17 protein-coding genes are annotated in these 18,054 nt (G+C 64.1%); 8 read left to right on the forward strand and 9 right to left on the reverse strand.

From position 1 onward, the window contains the following. Positions 1-17 precede the first annotated feature (17 nt). Positions 18-800 (reverse strand): crotonase/enoyl-CoA hydratase family protein, encoded by a 783-nt coding sequence (locus tag WS96_RS17965; RefSeq protein ID WP_059499494.1) that lies wholly within the window; start codon positions 798-800, stop codon positions 18-20. 133 nt (positions 801-933) lie between these two features. Here WS96_RS17965 and WS96_RS17970 point away from each other — a divergent pair, with 133 nt between their 5' ends. From WS96_RS17970 to WS96_RS17985, 4 genes are all read left to right on the forward strand, one after another. Next, positions 934-1,698, forward strand: coding sequence for an IclR family transcriptional regulator (locus WS96_RS17970; RefSeq protein WP_059834242.1), 765 nt, complete (start codon positions 934-936; stop codon positions 1,696-1,698). A gap of 166 nt (positions 1,699-1,864) precedes the next feature. Beyond that, positions 1,865-2,917, forward strand: coding sequence for a CaiB/BaiF CoA transferase family protein (locus WS96_RS17975; protein WP_059834244.1), 1,053 nt, complete (start codon positions 1,865-1,867; stop codon positions 2,915-2,917). A gap of 118 nt (positions 2,918-3,035) precedes the next feature. Beyond that, positions 3,036-3,284 carry a type II toxin-antitoxin system Phd/YefM family antitoxin gene (locus tag WS96_RS17980; RefSeq protein ID WP_034205945.1) on the forward strand — a complete coding sequence of 83 codons (249 nt, stop codon included), beginning with the start codon at positions 3,036-3,038 and terminating at the stop codon, positions 3,282-3,284. After that, positions 3,274-3,555 (forward strand): type II toxin-antitoxin system RelE family toxin, encoded by a 282-nt coding sequence (locus WS96_RS17985; RefSeq protein ID WP_059834246.1) that lies wholly within the window; start codon positions 3,274-3,276, stop codon positions 3,553-3,555. The genes WS96_RS17980 and WS96_RS17985 overlap by 11 nt, the downstream gene beginning before the upstream one ends. Positions 3,556-3,611: 56 nt before the next feature. On the opposite strand, the gene WS96_RS17990 is transcribed toward WS96_RS17985, so the two are convergent. Then, positions 3,612-4,055: a PaaI family thioesterase gene (locus WS96_RS17990; protein WP_059499490.1), complete on the reverse strand. Its 444-nt coding sequence runs from the start codon at positions 4,053-4,055 to the stop codon at positions 3,612-3,614. A 280-nt stretch (positions 4,056-4,335) separates the two neighbouring features. On the opposite strand from WS96_RS17990, the gene WS96_RS17995 reads away from it, so the two are divergent. Then, the gene (locus WS96_RS17995) at positions 4,336-5,955 is read left to right on the forward strand and encodes a methyl-accepting chemotaxis protein (protein ID WP_034205948.1); all 1,620 of its coding nucleotides are present in this window, start codon (positions 4,336-4,338) and stop codon (positions 5,953-5,955) included. Here the strand turns inward: WS96_RS17995 and WS96_RS18000 are convergent. After that, entirely contained in the window at positions 5,928-7,037 is a 1,110-nt protein-coding gene (locus WS96_RS18000; protein WP_034205949.1) for an AGE family epimerase/isomerase, read from the reverse strand. The genes WS96_RS17995 and WS96_RS18000 overlap by 28 nt on opposite strands. Before the next feature lie 116 nt (positions 7,038-7,153). Here WS96_RS18000 and WS96_RS18005 point away from each other — a divergent pair, with 116 nt between their 5' ends. Then, positions 7,154-7,852, forward strand: coding sequence for an MgtC/SapB family protein (locus tag WS96_RS18005; RefSeq protein WP_059834248.1), 699 nt, complete (start codon positions 7,154-7,156; stop codon positions 7,850-7,852). A gap of 1,020 nt (positions 7,853-8,872) precedes the next feature. Further along, entirely contained in the window at positions 8,873-9,679 is an 807-nt protein-coding gene (locus WS96_RS18010; protein WP_257128013.1) for an AraC family transcriptional regulator, read from the forward strand. A gap of 11 nt (positions 9,680-9,690) precedes the next feature. Here the strand turns inward: WS96_RS18010 and WS96_RS18015 are convergent, their stop codons facing one another. Genes WS96_RS18015 through WS96_RS18040 form a run of 6 tightly spaced genes read right to left on the reverse strand, consistent with a single transcriptional unit; the run spans position 9,691 to position 16,587 of the window. Beyond that, positions 9,691-10,647 (reverse strand): D-aminoacyl-tRNA deacylase, encoded by a 957-nt coding sequence (locus WS96_RS18015; protein WP_059834252.1) that lies wholly within the window; start codon positions 10,645-10,647, stop codon positions 9,691-9,693. A 37-nt stretch (positions 10,648-10,684) separates the two neighbouring features. Next, positions 10,685-11,287: a LysE family translocator gene (locus WS96_RS18020; RefSeq protein WP_059834254.1), complete on the reverse strand. Its 603-nt coding sequence runs from the start codon at positions 11,285-11,287 to the stop codon at positions 10,685-10,687. Then, on the reverse strand, positions 11,288-12,100 hold the full coding sequence (locus tag WS96_RS18025) for a formyl transferase (RefSeq protein WP_059834255.1): 813 nt from the start codon (positions 12,098-12,100) through the stop codon (positions 11,288-11,290). It lies immediately after the preceding gene. Next, positions 12,097-14,667 carry a lyase family protein gene (locus WS96_RS18030; RefSeq protein WP_059834257.1) on the reverse strand — a complete coding sequence of 857 codons (2,571 nt, stop codon included), beginning with the start codon at positions 14,665-14,667 and terminating at the stop codon, positions 12,097-12,099. The genes WS96_RS18025 and WS96_RS18030 overlap by 4 nt, the downstream gene beginning before the upstream one ends. Positions 14,668-14,670: 3 nt before the next feature. Next, entirely contained in the window at positions 14,671-15,675 is a 1,005-nt protein-coding gene (locus WS96_RS18035) for a PLP-dependent cysteine synthase family protein (RefSeq protein WP_059834259.1), read from the reverse strand. A gap of 9 nt (positions 15,676-15,684) precedes the next feature. Next, a complete protein-coding gene (locus WS96_RS18040) occupies positions 15,685-16,587 on the reverse strand; it encodes a GHMP family kinase ATP-binding protein (RefSeq protein ID WP_059834261.1) in 903 nt (300 codons plus the stop codon). A 609-nt stretch (positions 16,588-17,196) separates the two neighbouring features. Between WS96_RS18040 and WS96_RS18045 the strand changes: the two genes are divergently transcribed. Then, positions 17,197-18,006 (forward strand): hypothetical protein, encoded by an 810-nt coding sequence (locus tag WS96_RS18045; RefSeq protein WP_034205958.1) that lies wholly within the window; start codon positions 17,197-17,199, stop codon positions 18,004-18,006. Positions 18,007-18,054: the final 48 nt, after the last annotated feature.

Raw genomic sequence — 18,054 nt, forward strand, 5'->3', positions numbered from 1 at the left:
CGCGATGCGTCGCGGGTTCAGCCGCGCGCGGCGAACAACGCGTTCACCGCCGCGCGATGTTCGGGGCTGGCGTGCGCGAACGCCTGGTACGACGCCGACAGGTCGAGCAGCGAGTCGAGGCTCGCGTGGCGGCCTTCGCGCAGCAGCCGCTTGGTCAGGCGCAGCGCGGTGCCGGAATGACGGGCGATGCGGCCGGCCAGTTCGTGCGCATGCGCGAGGAGGTCGCCATCGGGCACGACGCGCGACACGAGCCCGCAGCGCAGCGCGGCCTGCGCGTCCAGCGCGTCGCCGGTGAACGACATTTCCGCGGCGACCGCCGCGCCGACGATCCGCGGCAGGAACCACGCGCCGCCGTCGCCCGGCACGAGGCCGAGCGCGATGAAACTTTCCGCGAAGCGTGCGCGCTCGGCGGCGATGCGGATGTCGCACATGCACGCGAGATCGGTGCCGGCGCCGATGGCCGGGCCGTTGACCGCCGCGATGGCCGGCACTTCGAGGTGCTGGAATGCGTGCGCGAGCCGCTGGATGCCGCGGCGATAGCTGGTCCGGATCGCGGCGGGATCATGCGGGCCTGCTTCCGCGAACGCGCGCATCGCCTTCACGTTGCCGCCCGACGAGAACGTCGTGCCGGCGCCGGTCAGGATCAGCACGCGGATCGATTCGTCGCGGTTCGCTTCGTCGCAGCAGTCGGTCAGCGCGTCGATCGCGTCGGTGTCCGAAATGGCGTTGCGGGTGTCGGGACGGTTCATCGTGACGGTCAGGATCGCGCCCTGCCGTTCACGGATCAAAAAGGCTGCCATGGTGTCTCCGTGTGTTCGGTGCCGCGGGGCTTCACGCCGCGGGCCGAAGCCTAGTATCGTCACGACGGTTGGCGGCGGGAAATTCCGTTCCACATACGTGGAAGGCCTGCGCCGGTCGCTGCGGAGAGGCGGGATGAGCGGAAATGTGGTCAAGAGCGCAGCGCGCGTGTTCGAGGTGCTGGAACTCTTCAGCACCTTGCAGCGGCCGCTGAGCGTGCGCGAGATCGCCACGCGCTGCGGGTATCCGGGGTCGAGCGCGGCGGCGCTGCTGACCAGCATGAAGACGCTCGGCTACCTCGCGTACGACGACGCGACGCACGCGTATGCGCCTACCGCGCGGCTCGTCAATCTCGGCGAAGCGCTGGTCGATTCGGCGGCCGGCAGCCGGCGGCACTGGCATGCCGTCGCGAAGCGGGTGGCGGCGCGCACGCACGAGGCGGTCGTGATCGCGGTGCAGAGCGACCTGTACGTGCAGTACATCGATGCGGTCGAAGGCTCGCACTCGATTCCGGTGCAGTTCTATGCGCCGATCGGCACGCGTCGCGAGATCTGCATGTCGGGACTCGGCTGGGCGCTGCTGAGCATTCAGCCGGACAGCGCGATCCGCCGGCTCGTGTCGCGCAGCATCCGCCGGATCGGGAAGTCGGGCAGGACGATCGACGAGGACGTCGTGCTCGACAAGGTCGAACAGACCCGCCGGCTCGGTTATTCCTATTCGGCGCACACCGTCACGCAGGGCGCCGCGATGATCTCGATGGTGATCGCGGACGGCTGGAACGGATTGCCGCTGGCGATGGGCGTGGCCGGGCCCGTCGAGCGGATCGACCCGCATCGGGACGCGATCGTGCGCGCGATGCGGGCGGCGCTGGCCGAGCGCGCGGGCGACGGGCCTCGCTAGGGCGCGTTCACGCCTCTCTGTTCGGAGAAATTCGTTCGGGAGGCCAGCGCAAGCCCGTGATTACCGTGATCAGGCTCTGGCCGCGCGAAGCCGGCGCGCGCACGCATTCGCATAGAATCGGAACGTTTCGCCGTTCCTGTCCCGGCTGCATTTCAGCGAGGTCGCCATGCCATTGAACGCGCCGCTTTCCGGCATCCACATCGTCGAGTTCGAGGGGCTCGGCCCCGGCCCGCTCGCGGGCTGGATGCTCGCCGGTATGGGTGCACGCATCACGCTGGTCGCACGCCCGTCCGGCCGCACGAGCGCGCCGGACGCGCTGCAGGCCCGCGATGGCGACCTGCTGCGCGAAGGCAAGACGATCGTCGAACTCGACCTGAAGGCGCCGGCCGGGCGTGACGCCGCGCTCGATCTGGTCGCGCAGGCCGATGCGCTGATCGAAGGGTTGCGGCCCGGTGTGATGGAGCGGCTCGGCCTCGGGCCCGACGCTTGTGCGCACCGCAACCCGAAACTCGTCTACGGACGCATGACGGGCTGGGGCCAGCACGGCCCGCTCGCGGCCGCGGCCGGGCACGACCTGAATTACGTCGCGCTGACCGGGCTGCTGTCGCTGTCCGCGCCGCGCGACGGCCGGCCGGGCGTGCCGCCGACCGTCGTCGGCGATGCGGGCGGCGCGCTCGGGCTCGCGTTCGGGATCGTCTGTGCGTTGCTCGACGTGCGCGGCGGCGGGCCGGGGCGCGTGGTCGACGGCGCGATCGTCGACATCGTGTCGATGCTCGGGTCGCTCGCATTGTGGGCACGCGCGAACGGGCAGCTCGACGGCGCGCAGCCGAGCCTGTTCCACGACGCGCCGTTCTACGACGTGTATCGCTGCGCGGACGGCGAATGCGTGACGATCGGCGCGCTCGAGCCGCCGTTCTATGCGCTGCTGGTCGAACGGCTCGGGCTGACCGACGTCGATCCCGCGTCGCAGTACGACCGGGCGCGCTGGCCCGCGCTGAAGGCGCGTTTCGCGCAGGTGTTCTCCCAGCAGCCGTCCGCGCACTGGCGCGCGCTGCTCGAAGGCACCGACGCGTGTTTCGCGCCGGTGCTGGGCGTGGCCGACGCGGCCGTGCATCCGCACAACGCGGCGCGCGGGATCTATCGGACGGACGAGCACGGCAACGTGCGGGCGCGGGTGGCGCCGCGGTTTATGCCGCTGGCGGGGGACGGGGCCGAGTAGGGATATCAAACTTCACGGGTCGAGAGCGAATTCGGTACCGCCTGTTTGGCACCAAATATCACACTAAATATAGTGTCAAATAAAGTACAATATAAATTCGATCGAAAAAGGAGCAGACATGCCCCATACCATCCTGGCTAGCGTGACGGCGAGCGTCTCGGAGCTGAAGCGGAACCCGATGGGAACCGTGGCGGCGGGAGAGGGGTTCCCGGTCGCGATCCTGAATCACAACGAACCCGCGTTCTATTGCATTCCGGCGAAGACATGGGAGGCGATGGTCGAACGTCTCGAAGATATCGAAGACAACGTGCTGGCCGACTCGCGCGCCAAGGAGAAAGCCGTCAAGGTCAAGTTGAATGACCTTTGAGCTCGCCTTTCTCGAATCTGCGTTGAAGGAGTGGAGGAAGCTCGATCGCACCATTCGCGATCAGTTCAAGGCCAGACTCGTCGAACGGCTCGAGAACCCTCGCATTCCTTCGGCGAAGCTGCACGGTCATCCGGACCGCTACAAGATCAAGCTGCGCAGTATCGGCTATCGCCTCGTGTACGAAGTGCGCGATACGGAAGTCGTCGTACTGGTAGTCGCGGTGGGGCGTCGCGAGCGCGATGCGGTCTATCTTGCCGCGATGAAGCGCTAGCGCGACACGCGCTGCGTGTTCGGCGTTCTCTCATTGACCTCGCGACGGGCGTCGTCTCACGCCGTTTCCTCCGGCCTGTCCGGCACCTTTCCGTCGCCGACGCGATTGATCGTGCCTTGCGCGATCGCGACGAGCCGCTCGTGATCGCCGTCGATGACGAACACGTGACACTGACAGGTCGCCTGGTGCCGGCCCGCGTAGACGAGCTTCGCGCGGGCGACCAGCGTGCCGTTCACGGCCGGCCGCAGGTAGTTGATCTTGTATTCGGCGGTGATCACGCGCGGACCGAGCACGAGCGCGCCGGCGAACGTCAGCGCGTTGTCCGCGAGATAGCTGATGACGCCGCCGTGCACGAAGCCGTGCTGCTGCCGCAGTTCCTCGCGCACCGGCAGACACAGCGACACTTCGTTGTCGCCGATATGCATCAGCTCCGTGCCCAGCAGCATGCTGAACGGTTGCGCGCGCAATGCGCCGCGCGCGTGGTCCGTGATGTCGGTCATCGAACTTCCTTCCAAATGAGTGCCGCTTGCGCTGAACTCTAGGAAGGGGGCTGCGGATAAGCAAGGAAATTCGTTCGCGTTTCGGGCAAATTCCGGTGCGATGCGACGCGATTATTGCGCCGAATGCCCAAGATCTTCCGCGTTTGCGGGCGATTCGACGCGAATGCGCGTGCGAAGCGCGCGATTGACCTGCGTTGCCGGCAGTCCGCCTAAATTCCGACGAAGAAATGCCGCTAATGCCGGGGCATTGCCTCATCGTCCGCTCTCCAGGAAATCCTCCATGTTCGGAAAAATCAAGCTCGCGTCGGGTCTGCTCGGCGTGTTGACCGTGTTCTGTCTCTTCCTGTTCGCGATCGAAGCGCTCGGCTTCTGGACGCTCGCGTCGACGCGCAGCGGCGTCGACGATCTGTCGAACGTCGCGATCGCGCAGGTCGACGCGGCCAGCCGGGCGACCGAGCAACTGCTCGACGCACGCATCAACCTGTCGCGTGCCGGCACGCGGATGGTGCGCGGCGGCCCGAAGCCCGAAGACATCATCCGCCACGCGGGCGCGTCGCTCGCGGAAGCGGACAAGGCGTTCGCCGTGCTGACGGCCGCGCAGCCGGTCGACGACACCAACCGCGCACGCGTCGCGGCGCTCGCCGAACGCTATCGCGCGCTGCGCGGCGCGCTGGGCGAGCTCGTGCAGTTCCTCGACGCCGACAATATCCAGGCGTTCCTCGACCAGCCGACCCAGGGCTTCCAGGACGCGTACATCGCCGAACTGCATCGCTTCACCGACTATGGCGGCACCTCGAGCCGCGCCGCGCTCGACACCATCGACGGCGGCATGCTGTGGTTCAAGTCGGTCGGCATCGTGCTGCTGGTGGCGATGCTCGCGGCGAGCGCCGCGATCTACGCGGCCGCGCGGCGCGCGGTCGTCGCGCCGCTGGAGCAGGCCGGCCGTCATTTCGAGCGGATCGCGCAGGGCCGTCTCGACGAAGCCGTGCAGGCGGGCGGCGTGTTCGAGATCGACCGGATGCTGCGCGGCCTCGCCGCGATGCAGACGAGCATCGCGGGCACCGTGCGCACGGTGCGCCACGCGTCCGATGCGATCCACCTCGGCGCGGGCGAGATCGCGGGCGGCAACGCCGACCTGTCGGCGCGTACGGGCACGCAGGCCGCATCGCTCGAGGAAACCGCCGCGAGCATGGAGGAACTGACCGCGACCGTCCGGCAGAACACCGACAGCGCCCGTGCGGCGAGCGCGCTGGCCGACGCGGCGCTCGAAGCCACCAGCCATGGCGGCGGCGTGGTCGACAGCGTGATCGACCGGATGCGCGGCATCGCGCAGAGCTCGGGGCGGATCGCGGAAATCATCTCGGTGATCGACGGCATCGCGTTCCAGACCAACATCCTCGCGCTGAACGCGGCGGTCGAGGCCGCGCGGGCCGGCGAACAGGGGCGCGGCTTCGCGGTGGTCGCGGGCGAAGTGCGCTCGCTCGCCCAGCGCAGCGCGCAATCGGCGAAGGAGATCAAGGCGCTGATCGAGGATTCGGTCGCGCAGATCAACGGCGGAGCGGAGCTCGTCGAGCGCGCCGGCGACGCGATGCGCTCGGTGTCGGCGTCGATCACGCGGGTCGTGCAGACGATGGCGGAGATCACGGCGGCGTCGGTCGAGCAGAGCGTCGGGATCGAGCAGGTGAACCAGGCCGTCACGCAGATGGATCAGCTCACGCAGCAGAACGCGGCGCTGGTCGAGGAGGTCGCGGCCGCCGCCGCATCGCTGAACGACCAGACCGCACACCTGATGCAGGCGGTGTCGGTGTTCGAGCTGGGCGACGGACGCGCCGCACCGGGCGGCCGCGCGGCGCCGTCGTTCGCCGCGACGGGTTACGAACCGGCCGGCAGCGCCGCGTAGGCGGTCGCGAGGTGGTAGGGCGTCGTCGACGGCATGTCGGCGCGCGACACCTGGCCCTCCGCCGTCTTGCACTCGAACCAGCCGCGCGGATGCAGGAAGCGCGCGGCGAACCGCTCGATCTGGCGCGCGAGCGGCGCCGAGGCCGGCGTGCCGCCGTGCGTCGCGAGCGCGCGCAGGTATTCGGTCTGCGCCCAGATCCGCTGCGTGCCGTCGATGCATGCGCCTTGCGCGTCGAGCGCCGCGCACACGCCGCCCGTCTGCGGATCGACGCCGTATTGCTCGGCGAACGCGAACGCGCGCGACAGCGCGGCGGGAAGCCCGGTCTGCGCGAGCCGCGCGCCGGCCGCGTCGACCAGATAGAACCACTCGAACTGATGGCCGGGCTCGAAACGGTTGTCGGCCGCCCCGAGCGGCAACTCGGCCACGCAGCCGGTCGCCGCATCGACGAACGTGCGCTCGACGGCCTGCGCGGTGCGCGCGAGCGCATCGTCGAACGCCGGGTCGCCGAATGCGTCGGCGGCTGCGAGCCACGCTTCGGTCAGATGCATCAGCGGATTCTGCAGCGCACCGCTGCCGGATGACGAGAAATCGGCGTGGCGCGCGGCATCGAGCAACGCGTCGCCGTGGCGCGGCGCGAAGCGGTCCTGGATCAGCGCGGCGGTTTCTTCCGCCACCGTGCGTGCGGCGGCGTCGCGCGACGCCGCATGCCATGCGGCGCACGCGAACACGACGAACGCGTGCGTATAGAGATCCTTGGTCGTATCGAGCGGCGCGCCCTGCGCGTCGACGCTGTAGATCCAGCCGCCATGACGCGGGTCGCGAAAGTGCCGGCACAGCGCGTCGAACAGCGTGGCCGCGTGCGCCGGGTCGCCGGCCTGCGCGAACACGAACAGTTGCCTCGCGCACGCCATTGCGCGATAACGGGTCACGGGCAGCGGCGCGTGGGTGGCCGGATCCACGGCCTCGAACGGCAGGTGCAATGCCGGGTCGAACCCTGAACCCCGCCAGATCGGCAAGACGACGTGCGCGAAATGGTCGCGCAGTTGGGCGGCCTGGGCGGAAGCGGAGTCGGAAACGGACATGGCGGGGTTGAGCGCTTGGATCGGAAAACGTGTCGGCGCGGCCCGGGAATCGGCGCGGCCGGGGCCAAGGATAAAACATTCCGCGCGGCCGGCACCAAAAAAAGGAGAGAAATCGGATGCTCAACAACCTGGAACTCGTGATGCGGCTCGTGCTCGCGGCGGCGCTCGGCAGCGTCATCGGCTTCGAGCGCGAGCGCCTGTCGTGGGCGGCCGGCCTGCGCACGCACATGCTCGTGTGCGTCGGCTCGACGCTGATCATGATCGTGTCGGCGTTCGGTTTCGCCGACGTGCTCGGCACCAGCGACCACGTCGTGCTCGATCCGTCGCGGATCGCCGCGCAGGTCGTGTCGGGCATCGGCTTCCTCGGCGCGGGCTCGATCCTGCTGCGCGGCGAGATCGTGCGCGGGCTGACGACGGCCGCGAGCCTGTGGTCGGTCGCCGCGATCGGCCTTGCGGTGGGGGGCGGGCTCTATGTCGCGTCGGTGTCGGCGACGATCATCATCCTGATCATTCTGGCCGGCATCAAGCCGCTGGAGCGGCGCTATTTCACGGTGCGGCAGCGGCGCCAGCTTGCGTTGACGGTTGCGAGCGGCACGCTGACGTTCGATTCGCTGCACGCGGCGCTCGGCCCCGACAGTGCGCGCGTGAAGCAGTTCATCGTGCAGCGTGCCGACGACTCGGGCGAGCAGGACGAGGTGCGCATCGCACTGGCGCGGGTGTCGGAACTCGAATACAAGGCGATCTGCGACAAGCTGCGCGCGCTGCCGGGCGTTACGCGCTTCGACGGCGGGAACGGGCTCGCGGGGGATGAATAGCGTGAATCGGTTGCGGGGCGTGCGGCAATGGTGGATCGCCGATTTTGTTCGATATCAGGGGGCGCGCCTGTGGGGCAGGTTATTCGATTTCCATGAAGTGGCGAATTGGAGGCACCACCAGGCCTATTGGCGGAGTGCGCGCAGGCTGGCTCTGTTATTCGGAGTGTGGCACTCGGCGGCGCTTTGCATTGCTTGGTCGCGAGGACGATCCGCGAAGTAGCTGCCCCCGATAAGCTGGTAAAAGACCTTGTCCAATGAAGTCCAGGTGAAATTCTGCGTCAAGCCCCACTCGCCCCCTGATCACTGCAGCGTTTCGACCGGTCGAACGTGCTGTCGAGCGACTCGGCCTACGCAACGCCGAATGCGCCGAGTACGAGCGGCGCGGTGTTGAAAACGTGACTCTTTCGCCACGGTTGCGGATCAGCCGCGAACAGTATCACGCGTTCCAGGAAGTCACGGAGATTTTGTGTCTTCGAGACGCGATTAACGCCAATGCCGGCGCTTTTTCAAGATATCCGCAATCGAATTGTCATCGATCTCGTCCGTTCAAAAATGGGCGGATCGAATCGCTCATTATTCGCGTCATTGAAAACCTATGTCGTTGCGCGGTAATTTTAAAACGGGCAAGATTTCATACGGAGAGCTGCGTCTGGTGCATAGAGTGTGGACCGATCGCCATAATGCACTCGTCGGACGACTCCGACGAGTGTCCGCGACAGGCCGGACACTTCAGCCCGAATTCGACATGTATTGTCCGGCCGCTTCCGGTGGACTTCAGGTAAGCTAACGAGGCATGACCGCACTGGCCGAAAGGGACAGACTGGCTTCGGGTATTGGCGGCGGATGCTTCCCCGGAGTGGTGCGACGTATTCCAGAAAGCGTATGCGGCACCCCTCTCCAGCGGGTAATCCGTCTTTTCGTACCCACATTCACAACTTGCGATTGCGACACATGTCTTGCTCAAATTCGATTACGGTTCGGGGTGCATTGAATTCGGCGGGAGCCGAAGCCGTTCGATCCATGCAATTGCCGTCGGGCATAATCCTGTCAGAATGGACAGGTCATAATACGCTGACCGAATATAAGCGCTCAACGGAGAATGTGCTGAGTATCTATTTGTCCGGCGGTGAAAATTGTGCGCAGGTCGATGGGCGGCGCGTCGTACGCCGAGGATTTAAGAGCGCGGTCTGCCTGTTCCCGATTGGCGAAGGCGAATCGCAGTGGCGGATTACCGAGCGCCTCAATTTTCTGCACATTTACTTCGACCTGCCCAGTTTGGAGCCCAGCCTGATCCGGTCCTTGCGACAGCCGCCGGAGGCCTACCGGTTCCGCGAGGTATTCCAGGAAGCGTCCCCAGTCATCAGTGCGGCGGCGAACAGCATCGCGCAGGCCGATTGGGGCGACGACACGCTGTCGCTAGGCATCGACAGCCTGATGAGCTGGATTCTGCTCAATGCGATTCGCGGATATGCCGAGGCCGAGCTGGAACCCGTGGATGCGCGCGGCCGTCTGTCGATGAAGCAGGCCGACCAGATCCGCGAGTATTGCAACGCCAACCTCGGTGAGATCGTGCGGCTCGAACATTTGGCGGATCTGGTGAATCTCAGCCGCTATCACTTCCTGCGCAAGTTCAAGAACACGTTCGACCAGTCTCCGCACGCGTTTCTGACCGAGCTGCGGATGCGCCGCGCGCATGACATGCTGAAACACACCAATCAGAAGATCATGAGCATCGCACTCGAGTGCGGCTACGCGCAGCACAGCCGGTTTTCTACCGCGTTCAAGCGACATTACGGCTATTCTCCCGGCGCCGTGCGCGGGAAATGACCTCGCCCGGGTCAAGGGGAGGCTTTCGCGTCGCGAATCAAACCGGCCAGGTCGGGTGACCGCAACTTCCGATGCGAGAGGGCGGGAACGCGCAGTTCGCTCGCAAGACTGCGCACCTGCTGCTTGTGGGCGGCCTTCAGGTTGTCGTGAAAAGCGATCGCGTCCACGCCGCCCTTGATCGATCGGGCGCACGCGACGAGGTCCGTAAGCCGTTCGGGCGCGTCGTAGCCGTGCGCGACCAGCCAGTGATTCGGGAGCACGTGCGACAGTGCGAGTCCTTGCGTGTCGCCGTAGTCGCGCAGCAGTTGCGTGAAGCCGGGCTCGAAGTGGACACCGCCGATGCAGAGCAGCGAGATCGCCGGTTGGACGATTCGCTTGCCCACCGTCAGCAACGCGCGCGCGAGCACGTCGACGGCGTCCGGGCACGTCCACGCGTCCTCGGTGCTGCCGATTTCCAGATCGATGACCGACGGCGTGACGGCGGAGACGAGGCTGCCGGGCTGGGCGCCGTAGAGCGGCCCGGACCAGTGCGTGGCTTCCATCCACGTCGAGTACGAATCCAGGCCCGCTTGCCGGCGCTCGTGTTCGACCGTCAGAAACAGGCTGCGTGCAATGGCGGGATCGACCGGGCTGAACGTACCGCTTTCCATGTCGCCGGTCGTCTGAATCGTGAAGATGCGATCAGGCGCGTTTTTCCCTTCGTGCCAGTTGACGATCACGATCGCGTCCGCATCGCCGAAGCCGGTGTTTACCAGCGGAGCGTAGCGTCGATAGTTGTGACTGAACACGTCGTCGAGTTGCAACAGGTCGTAGCGTACGCCTCCGGATTGCGTGTGCAGTATCGGACGTCCGTCCACGGTGCCTTCGACTTGCCAGTCGATGCCGACCGCAAGAAGTCGCGCCAGCACGCGCGCCGATACCGGATCTTTGTCGAGATTCGTGCAGAAAGCCAGGACGATGTGCTTCACGGGTGAGCGTCTCCAAAATGGGGTGGTGCGGCCGCCTTCAGAAAAGCAGGAACGCGATCGAAGAGGCGGACAGCAGCGCCAGGATGCGCTGGAGCGTCTTGCCGTTCAGGACGTGGCACATCACGAGGCCCCCTACCGCCCACAGCGAGTTGCATGGGAAGAAGACGAGCCCGAGGGTGAGCGACAGGAGCGTCGCGTCGATGTAGACGTTCCCCGTCAGCGGCAGGAACGTCGACGTCGCGCTGGCGCCGAGCAGCCAGATTTTCGGGTTCACGACCTGGAGCAGGGCAGCCTCACCGAACGTAATGGGATGTTCGATCGAACGACTTTCGGCATTGTCCGACTGCGACGTGTAGAGCTTGTAGGCCAGGTACAGGATGTACGCGGAACCAATCACTTTCAGCGCCGGGTGCAGCAATGGGTAACGGTTCATCACGCTGAACAACCCGAGCGCGACGACCATGAACAATACGAACACGCCGAACGAGATGCCGGTCAGCGACGGCAATGTGCGCCGGTATCCGAATTGCGCGCAGTTGGCGGTCGTCATCAGGTTGTTCGGCCCCGGAGAGATGATCAGCGGGATCGAAAACAGCATGATCTGGAGCAGCTTGCCGACCAGCGCGTCGTCAACGTTCATCTAGCCGGTCTCCTTGCCGCGATTCGCGCCCACCGCAAGCCGCCGGCGGACGGCGCTGAGGTGATGTACGAGTTCGACCAGCGGGCCGCGATCGCGCATGCGATAGGTCGAACCGATGTCCGGCTGAGGTTCGCTGTTCCATGTGGCGATATCGGAATCCCGCTTCAGGCGGGCAACGAGGCTGTCCATCGCGGCACGCTCGGCACGCGAATAGAGCGTTTCCGAATTGTCGTCCGGAGAGAGCCGAACCGAATGACGGCTAATGATGGCGCCAGTGTCGAGACCTGCGGACACCCGATGAATCGTCGTGCTCAGCTTGTCGAGTTCGCCGTGATGCAGCGCGAAGAAGAAGCAGTGGTTGCCGCGGTAGTACGGCAAATGACCACCGTGGATATTGACGATGCGATCGGACGGGACAAGCGACAGCACGGCCGTGCCGATTTTCTTGGTACCCATCACGATATAGACATCGGAGATTTTCTCGCGCAGTGCGTCGAGCACGATCGTGTCGTTGATCCACGACGTTTCCAGATACCGCACGCCGGCATGCCGTCGAAGCGCGTCCCATGTTTGCGGCCCGTCGTCGCGAAGAAAGTAGCGGCGGCGGTAAGTGTCATAGCCGAATAGCTTGCGTCGCCATTCGTGGTAACGTGTCCAGAAATACGCGCGATAGTGGCCCTTGCGAAGCAGGCGCGATGCCTGTTCGCGCCCGGGCTCGACGATGACGCGAACCTGTCCGAACGCGTTCAGTATTTCCGTGGCAAGGTACAAATGATGCGGGCCATCCGAGCAAAGCAGTGTGATGTCGGTCATGCGCGGATACTCATGAAGCGGTGATCGAGCGCTTGCTTCGCCGCAGCAGCGCGCGACTCGCGCAATCGCTGACGTCTACGCTGATCCAGCAAACGCGCGGCGAGCGTCGCCAGTGCGGCGCGCGTGTTCCGCGTCGACGGCCCGCCGCCGCTGTCGAGGCGATCGAATACGGTTGCGCTTTCCAGTTCGACATGGAGGCGGTCGAGCATTGTGCCCGCGGCGGTGTCGAGCACATCCTGCGTAGCATCAGGCGTGTTTGACAGCGCACGGCTCACAGCCGCGTGGGCGTCCCTGAACGATGCCATGTGTTGCTGCACAAGCGATTCTGCAACGAGTGTCGCGCCCGCATTGCCCATGTCGATTGCGCGGCGCGCGGCGTTGGCGTCGAACTGGATTTCGTTTATCGCATAGACGAGCACCTTCAGCATGTCGATGACGAGTCCGCTCATCGCGCTGACCGCTTCCACCGCGGTGCGACTTGCCTGATAGGAGTTACCGGTCGGCAAATGCGACAGTGATGACAGTGCCCCGGCGCAATGTCCGGCGATCCGGTCGTGACCAAGGCGCAACCATTCGAGCAGATACGGATTGCGCTTTTGCGGCATGTTGGACGACCCGCCGTACATGCCGTCGGGCAACGTGACAATCCCGATTTCACGCATCGACCAGAGCTGCAGGTCGGTGGCGATACGGTTCAGATTGCTACTCAGCTCGGTTAGCAGACAGGCGCAGCGCAGTGCCGGATTCTTGTCGGTGATCGCGCTCAGCGAATTGAGCGGCCCCGTCGAAAAACCCAGCAGGTTCGCCGTGCGTCGCGGGTCGGTGGTAAACGTCGTGCCCGCACCCGCGCAGGCGCCAAGCGGAGAGGATGTCAACCCGTCGCGCAGCGAGGACAGCGCGTCGAGCGTCCCGAGCAAGATATCGCACTGTGCGACGAGATAGTGTGCTGCCGACCCTGGCATGGCGGTCTGGTACTGGCTATAGATCGGCAGCGGAACGTCGGCTGACTCCGCAGCGCGTCGTGCGAGCGCCTCGCCGAGATCAATGGCCCGGCGCGTGACTTGCGACAGCGCCTGACGGATGGTCAGCAGAAGGTGCGTGCTATTGATGTCGTTGCGCGAGCGCGCCGCCTGAACCATGCCGCCCGTGTCTCGTCCGCAACGGCTGATCACGTACTGCTCGTAGTCGAAGTAATCTCCGCGACCGGAAACGTGTTCCCGCAGCAACGCCGGATTCGCTTCCAGCGCCATCACCGCTTCTCGCAGCGAGTGGAACTGCTCCGCGCTCAGGATCGACTGTTCCCGCAGCATGATCAGATGGGCTTTTTCGATCGCGAGAAGATTAACCGTAAGCTTGCCGAAGCATGGGGGGGAGTGTTCGTAGACGATATCGTGAATCGTGTCGCGGTCCGGCATCTCCCGGTCCGGATCGTCGTACAGTACGCGTGAACGCCTCCGTAGCGACAATGCGTTCCGGAGCACGGAGCCGGCGCTCGGTCCGAATGAAATCACGTAGCCGGCGCGATCCGAAAAGTCGAACTTGCCTGCGTTGACGCCTTCCTCGCGAAACAGTCCCGCATCGGCGCAATCGTCCGGGAAATCGATACCAACATAGCGGCGCCCGACTTCCGGCACGACGAACGCGACGGCGCTGTGCAGCGCGGGTGTCGGCACGACAAACTGGCTGCGACCCGAGAGATGGCTGCGTACGTACAGATCCGCGATCGACCATCCATAGGCACGCTCCATCAAACGGGGAATCATGCCCCCTGCCAGGCGCGCATTGATTTCGATGATGCTGATTGTGTCGCCGTGAACCTTCAGTTCCGTATGCGCGGGACCGAACATATAACCGACGGCGTGAAGCGCGCGACGGACGGTATCGACGATGCGGGCGTGGGTGGCCGCATCGAGGTTCGCCGGCAGGACGTGCGCCAGTTCGAGGAAATGCGGCGGCTTGGTCAGGAACTTGCGTGTCACCGCGAGCACATGATGGCCGTCGGCGTCGCTGAACGATTCGACGGAGAACTCCACCCCCGGGACGAAGCGCTGGCAAATGAACGCGCTATCGGATATGTCCGGAAAATCCTGCTCCCGTTCGACCAGGCGCACGCCGATGCTGCCCGTGCCCTGTCTGGGCTTCACGATGACCGGATAGGTTAGCTTGCGCGCAGCATTCGCCGATTCGATTGCCGCGGTGTACGGGTACGGGACGCCATGGTCGCGTAACGTATCTTGAAGCCGCAACTTGTCCCGGCACAAGGCGACGGCCGCCTCCGAATTGCCGGGCAGGCAGAGACGCTCGGACAATCGTGCGACGTTCTCGATGAATCCATCACTCGTCGACGCGACATAACGCACGTCGGGAAGATCGCCGACGATACGCTCGAGCGTGTCGACAGACTGCGTGTCGCAATCGATCACGCGAACGTCCGGCGACAATCGGTCGAGAAAAGCATAGCGTGCACGGTCGCGCACGAGGAAACAGGTTTCGTCGTAGTTCAACGACACATCGAGCAAGCTCTGCCCGAACCCGGTGGTGTTCGATTCGATGTAGACGATCGCCATGATTCATTGAAACCGGTGAATGTCCGCGCGATTCCATTTCATCCACGCCCATTCCGTATCGGCGTCGTAAGCAGTCGGTTGCTCGATCTGGACCGGCCGGAGCTGATCGTATGCAGGGCTGTCGTCGTTGCTGGCGAAAGTCGAGTCGACATAGCGGGAACCGTCGTCCGGGCTCAGAAAGACGATCGGCGTGTCCGGATATCGGTTGCGCACGAATCGGACCACGGCAAATGCGGCGCCGGTGGTCGGCCCGCGAAAATGTCCGGTGGACTTGTAGAGTTTGCGCGTGAAATGATCGGCAAGTTCCGCGCTGACCCAATGCACGTCGTCGAACAGCGCATGCTTCAGATTGCCGGGCATGATCGTGTTGCCGAGACCGCGCAGCTTGCGGGGGCCGTCGATCTGGCCGAACAGGACGCTGTTGAAAGTGTCGACACCGACGAGCGTGCAGTCGGCGCCTGCCGCGCGCAGTGCTGTCGTGATACCGCAGCTTGATCCGCCGGAGCCAACCGGTGCGACGAGAATCAGGCGGGGGCCGATCGTGTCGAGCAGTTCGTGCGCGATGTTGGCATAAGCGAGCGCGTTGTTCTCGTTGTCGTACTGCCGGCACCAGAAGGCTCCCGGCTCGGCAGCGAGAATTTCATGCAGCCGATCCAGTCGTGCCTTCTGATATCCTTGGCTGCCTTTCTTGTCCGTGACGATTTCCACCCGGCCGCCCAGCATTTCGAGCTGGCGTTTGAATGTCGGGTCGATCACGGGATCGCCGATTGCCACGAAGGGGTGATTCAAGCGGTTGCATACGATGGCCATTCCGAGGGCGAAATTACCGCTCGATGTCTCCACGACGGTTTTTCCCGGCTGCAATTCGCCGCGCGTGCGCGCCTTGTTGATGATGTAATTGGCCGGCACGATCTTCATCGCCTTGAAAGACAACATGTGCAGGGCGCGTTCGATTGGAAACAGCACGGCGTCCTGCATTGCATCGAGCGACGATTCGTATTGAAGCATGTGCGATTCCTATACCGTTGTGTATTGAATGGATTCGATTCGATGTGCGTGCAGCCGCGCCTGTGCATGCGCTGCCGATGCTCCCGTCTCGGCGGCGTTGGCGTCGTAGAGCAACCCCACGCACGTTCCCGAATGGGTGGCGACTAGACCGAGCGCGTTGGTCTCGTTGCGCAGCGTGCGCAGGATGCCGATGTGTGGGTGGGGATTGAACGACTGCGACAACTCGCAACTGCGAGTCGCGATCTCGCCGAGCTCGGGTAGATCGAGGTCGCGAACCGCCGTTTTCATGCGCGCCAGCATTCTGCTGTATTCGTCGCACACTTCCGCGGACGGATCGCGCCTCTTCCGGTTGAATTCGATCGTGTCGCATTCGCCGCCGCGATCCGCGCTGACGATCACGAGCGGGGGAGTCTTGCCGAGCCGCTCGTCGAGTTTCACTTCACGGTGGAAGAACGAGACGATGCCGTCGTACATCACGCCGTCCGTCGGTTCGATGAAACGAAGGATCGACTCGATGGTCTCGGGTGCCGGCGTTCGGCCATACGCGTACGCGGCGGCACGGACTGCCGCGACCATGTCGGCCGACGAACTCGCCAGCCCCTTGCCCACGGCGAACATCGACTTGAAATGCAGCATGCCGCCTGGCGGAAGATCGTGAAGGCGCAGGTAATCCTGAACCGCGCGACAGGCCTTGGTCTTGAATCCGACATCCACGGCGACGTGATCGGAGCCAGTGATCTCGAATTCGACGACGCTCTTCAGATTGACCGGCAACGTGACCAGAAAGTGCCGATTGTCCGGCAGGACACCTTGCATCAGTTCGCCGAATGTCCCGTGGCATTCGCCTCTCGGAAAGAGTGAAAGGAATTCGTCGTTTCGTAGCGCATTGTCTTGCTCTGAGAGAACGTCCATTTTCCCCTCTCGAAAATGAAGGCAAATCGTGGTGTCGAGCTGTGAAGCATAGCGATGGCCGTTCGTCCGCTTCTTTACGAAAATTGCGCACTAGTATCGAAATTTTGCTCAGCTGCGAGTGGCCGGTGTGAGCAAGACCGGTCGAAAAGTGGCGTGGATCGGACCGGGTTCCCGCTCACGAAAAATGGTGATGAAATGCGCTGGATTCCCGTCGTGTATGGGTTTGCGGCCGAACGGGCCGCGTGGCGACCACGCCGATCGATGGCGTGCCGTCGCGCAGCAATATCAACTGAATTGCGCGGTCGAGCGGGCGTCGCCGCACTTTACTCATGCAGCTGGCCCGGGATAGAGTATTTCCACCACGAAGAGGGTGTGCCGGGCCGGCGGGCAACGGAGTGTGCTTCTCCGTCACTGCCCTTGCCACGGCGAATCCGGCATGACATGCGACTGAAAACGGATCGATGAATCGTCGTGTTGTGTAGTAGTCCGATTCAATAGCAATAAAGCTGCTTATACCGGCATGTGTGCATCGACGCGTTTTGATTTTCAAGTCAAGACCCGCCGGTTTGCTGGTGTGCGAAAGTCATTCAACTATTCTGGAAATGCGAAATGGAAACGGTGTTCGGTGGCCGATTCATGACATTTGACGGGTATGACGTCCGCAGGCCCATGACATTACGCGAGGCCGCCGAATGCGTGCGTGATCGGGAAGTTGCCGTGGCATTGCTGGACGTGGTCGAGCCTGGCGAAATCGATGCATGGTGGAACGATCGTGGCTTTCCCGATTTGCGCAATCATCAGTACCACCGCGCGCTGAATGCCACGGGCATCACGCTCGGTCAGCTTCAGCGTTCGAATTCCGAGGCCCTGGTGAACAATGTCGCCGAGTACTTCGGTCATGCCGGTGTCGCGAACATCAACATGCGCGAGACGCGCTTCATTCAGTTGTTCATGCGGGAGCTGGGTGCGGAAACCCTGCAATTCGGGAACTGGAGTCAATTCATGCTGGCCACGAAGCGTGAATATCCTCCTTTTGAAGGCGATCCGTTCAGCTTTGCGCCGCACTGCGACTGCATCGACTTCGGGCGTGACGCCGAGCGGTGGCCGTTTCGGCTCAATCTCGAGCAACTGGGCGCATTCATCACGATACAGAAGGCCGAGAACGAGGCGGGCTTCGTGCTGTGGAACATCCGCCCGGAATCGCGTCGGCAGCTCGACCAGTGGGCTGAAGAGTATGCGATGAACAAGACGCTGGGCGTGCTTGATGGCGTCGATGCGCTGACCGTGCGGCCAAGGAGCGGTCAGCTGTGCATATTCAATAGCCGCAATCTGCACGCGGTCGAGCGGTGCTCGTCGATGCGTCGCACGATCGGTACGTTCCTGGTGTATCACGAGGCGGGCTGGAAGCTGCTGCACTAGCCTAGGCGACATCCATCGCACTGATCGTTGGCCACGAGAGACATCCCG

The sequence above is a fragment of the Burkholderia sp. MSMB1835 genome (genome assembly GCF_001526365.1).
In the GTDB taxonomy this organism is placed as follows: Bacteria; Pseudomonadota; Gammaproteobacteria; order Burkholderiales; family Burkholderiaceae; genus Burkholderia.